The organism is Microbispora sp. GKU 823 (genome assembly GCF_002027145.1).
GTDB classification, from domain to species: domain Bacteria; phylum Actinomycetota; class Actinomycetes; order Streptosporangiales; family Streptosporangiaceae; genus Microbispora; species Microbispora siamensis.
Genome location: NZ_MWJN01000217.1, coordinates 1 through 3,468 on the forward strand (window position 1 = coordinate 1; position 3,468 = coordinate 3,468).

A 3,468-nucleotide genomic window follows, 5' to 3' on the forward strand; every position below is an offset into this window, starting at 1 on the left:
CGAGCGAATCAATAGACACAGCGCGATTCGCTCATGCGACTCCGAGCCGCAAGGCGAGGAGGTGGCATGAGCGAGCGGAGCGAGCGAATGGACAAGCACACCGAGCGGCGCCGCGTCGAGCGTCACGCCCTCGTCGTCGGCGTCCGGCCCGAGCGCAGGGAGGAGTACCTCGAACTGCATCGCAACGTCTGGCCGCAGGTCGAGCAGACCTTGCGCGACGCCAACGTCACGAACTACTCGATCTTCATCGTCGGCGACACCCTGTTCGCCTACTACGAGTATGTCGGCGAGGACCACGCGGCCGACATGGCCCGCATCGCAGAGGACCCGGTGACGCGCGAGTGGTGGACGCACACCGACCCCTGCCAGGTGCGCATCGTCGAAGAAAGAGATCCCGGAGCGCTGTGGCAGCCGCTCGACGAGATCTGGCACCTGTCATGACCGGCGTGATCGACGCACACGTCCATCTCTGGAACCGGGCCACCGACCCCCAGCCGTGGATCGACCCCACGACGATGGCGGCCATCGATCGCGACTTCACGCCCGGCGACCTCGAGCGGATGCTCGATTCGGCGGGCGTGGACGCCGCGGTCGTCGTGCAGGCGAGCAACAGCGCCGCCGAGACGCGACGGCTGCTGGCGCACCCGAGCCCGCGCATCGCCGGTGTGGTCGGCTGGACCGACCTCACCGCCGACGTCGCGGCGCAACTCGACGGGCTCGATCCCGCGGCGCGCCGGAGGCTGGTGGGAATCCGGCACCTGGTCCACATCGACCCCGACCCCGACTGGCTCGCGCGACCCGACGTGGGAAGGGCGCTTGAGCAGCTGGGCGCGCGCGACCTCGGCTTCGACCTGGTCGTTCGATGGTGGCAGCTGCCGCTGGCCGCGACCGTCGTGGCCGCGCACCCCGGTGTCCGCTTCGTCGTGGACCACCTCGGCGGGATCGCCGAGTCGGACGACGAGGCCGGCTGGGAGGCCGGCCTGCGCGAGCTCGCCGGCCGGCCGAACACCTTCGCGAAGATCTCCGGGCTGGCCGGACTCGTGAACGGCGGCGACGGAGCCCGCCTCCGCCGCGTGGTCGACGTGGCGCTCGACGCGTTCGGCCCGGAGCGGCTCATGTACGGGTCCGACTGGCCGCTGGCCGAGCTGGGGGCCGGTGCGGTCGCGTGGCGGCGCGCGGTGGACGAGCTCATCGGCGAGCTGAGCCCGGCGGAGCGGCAGTCGATCATGTCTGGCGCCGCGTCGGTCCTCTACGGGCTGGGCGGATGACGGCCTCGATCGCGGATCTGCTGAACCGAGGCCGGTCGGGGCGCGGTGTCATCGGCCTCGGCGGATCACCGCTCGGCAACTTCGCCCGGTCTGTGAGCGACGACGAGGCCGCCCAGACGGTGCGCCGGGCGTGGGATCGCGGTATCCGCTACTTCGACACGGCGCCGCACTATGGTCTCGGGCTCTCCGAACGCCGCATCGGAGCCGAATTGCGCCGCCGCCCTCGCGACGAGTTCGTGCTTTCCACCAAGGTCGGTCGCCTGATCGTGCCCAATCCCCGGCCTCGGGAATGGGATGACGACGGGTTCGCCGTTCCCGGCGACCTCACGCGGCGGTGGGACTTCTCGGCGACGGGTGTCGAACGCTCGCTCCGGGAGAGCCTGACGCGTCTCGGACTCGAGTCGGTCGACATCCTGTACCTGCACGATCCCGACCAGGCGTGGAAGAGCGCGGCGCGGGAGGGGCTCGCGTCGCTGGCGCGGCTGAAGGCCGCCGGCGTCGTGAAGGCCATCGGCGTCGGGACCAACACCACTGCCGGGCTCGCCGCGATCATCGAGGAGGGGCTCGTCGATGTGATCATGCTGGCCAACCGCTATTCGCTGCTCGACCACAGCGCACTCGACTCGGTGCTCACGCCGGCCCGTCGCTTCGGTGTCGCCGTGTCGCCGTCGGTGTCTTCGCCACCGGCCTGCTCTCCACCGCCCGGCCCGCACCTGGCTCGACGTACGAGTATCGTGCCCCCGGCGCCGACGTGCTCGGGCGCGCGGAGCGCATCGCGTCTGTCTGCGCAGATCACGGCGTCGAACTGCCCGCCGCCGCGCTGGCCTTTCCGCTGCTGCACCCCGCGGTCTCCGCGATCGCCGTCGGCATGCGCTCACCGCGCGAGGTGGACGAGAACCTCCGGCGGTTCGAGACCGACATCCCCGAGGGGCTCTGGCACGACCTTATCGCCGAAGGCCTGATCCCGCCGGGGCCGTGCCGACGCGCGAACCTTGATGCCCTAGGGAGCATCCCACGGGTGGCGGGTGAGGCATCCCCCCCGCCGCGGTGGCACTGGCCGCGGCGGGGCCCTCTCAGGAGCCGGCTTCCTGGCCCATCGCTCCGTGTACGCGGGGGCGGCGCCTGGCCCATGAGCCCACTATGTGGACGCGCATCGCGGCCGCGGCGCCCTGGGAGTCGCCCTGAAGGATCATGGACTCGATCTGCCGGTGCTCGGCGAGCGACTGGAGGAGTTCCTCCCTGTTCGGGTCGCCGTTGTACTGACTCGACAGCCGTGCCTTGGCATGGATGCCATGAATGATCGCATGACCGAGGCGATTGCCGGAGGCAAGCATGATCATTTCGTGGAAGGCGACGTCCTCCCTGCCGTAGCGCTCCGGGTCGTGCAGGGTCTCCGCGAGGACGTTCGCCTGCCTTTTCAGCGCCTCGGCCTGAGCCGGTGTGATCACGCGCGCGCACTGCGCCGCCATGTCGCATTCGAGCGCCACCCGGACGTTGACGAGGTCGTCGAGGATGGACAGGTCGCTGTCGTGCCGGATCTGCGCCTCGAGGACGAGGGGGTCCAGCAGGTTCCAGCCGATGGGCTCCAGGACCCGGGTCCCCCGGCCCGGAGTGGCCTTGACCAGGCCCTTCGCCTCCAGAAGCTTGATCGACTCGCGCACCACCGTACGGGAGACGCCGAACTCCTGGCACAACTCGGGCTCTGTCGGGAGCACGCTGTCCACGGGGTAGGCCCCCGACACGATACGGTCGACGAGATACGTGACCACGGTGTCGCCCAGGCGGCGGGGCCGTCGGTGTGCGGGCGGCTCCAGTGGGCCGCGGGAGGCACTCGCGGTCAGGCCGGGTTGAGAGAACGCGGCAGTCACTGGGCCTCCAGGAGGATCATCACAGGTGAGAGTATAACTCCTCTGCTCATATGTAATTCATATGATGAATTTTGCTTGTCGCTGACAAGGGGAGAGCCGGCCCGCCGAGGGCGGACCGGCTCCGGATTTCGGGCGTCAGATCGGTGTCAGACGCGGGTCCACTTCTGGTTGTTCTGGCCGTTGCAGGTCCAGATCAGCACCTTGGTGCCGTTGGCGGTGCCGCCGCCGTTGACGTCCAGGCACTTGTTCGCGCCGACGGCGGTGATGCTTCCGTTCGGAGTTGAGGCGCCACTTCTGGTTGTTCTGGCCGTTGCAGTCCCAGATGATCACGC

4 protein-coding genes and 1 pseudogene are annotated in these 3,468 nt (G+C 69.6%); 3 read left to right on the plus strand and 2 right to left on the minus strand.

Features of this window, described 5'->3' with window-relative positions; genetic code table 11:
* Positions 1-66 precede the first annotated feature (66 nt).
* The 3 genes and pseudogenes from B1L11_RS44205 to B1L11_RS53590 form a co-directional block, all read left to right on the plus strand.
* Entirely contained in the window at positions 67-441 is a 375-nt protein-coding gene (locus tag B1L11_RS44205; protein ID WP_218671715.1) for an L-rhamnose mutarotase, read from the plus strand.
* 5 nt (positions 442-446) lie between these two features.
* Positions 447-1,268: an amidohydrolase gene (locus tag B1L11_RS44210; RefSeq protein ID WP_204053129.1), complete on the plus strand. Its 822-nt coding sequence runs from the start codon at positions 447-449 to the stop codon at positions 1,266-1,268.
* Positions 1,265-2,133: pseudogene (locus B1L11_RS53590) on the plus strand (aldo/keto reductase); the annotation flags it as partial. The gene B1L11_RS44210 and the pseudogene B1L11_RS53590, both read left to right, overlap by 4 nt.
* A 208-nt stretch (positions 2,134-2,341) precedes the next feature.
* Here B1L11_RS53590 and B1L11_RS44220 read toward each other — a convergent pair.
* Both B1L11_RS44220 and B1L11_RS54385 read right to left on the minus strand, forming a co-directional pair.
* On the minus strand, positions 2,342-3,037 hold the full coding sequence (locus B1L11_RS44220) for a FadR/GntR family transcriptional regulator (RefSeq protein ID WP_161628214.1): 696 nt from the start codon (positions 3,035-3,037) through the stop codon (positions 2,342-2,344).
* A gap of 245 nt (positions 3,038-3,282) precedes the next feature.
* Positions 3,283-3,402 carry an RICIN domain-containing protein gene (locus tag B1L11_RS54385; RefSeq protein ID WP_306291791.1) on the minus strand — a complete coding sequence of 40 codons (120 nt, stop codon included), beginning with the start codon at positions 3,400-3,402 and terminating at the stop codon, positions 3,283-3,285.
* Positions 3,403-3,468: the final 66 nt, after the last annotated feature.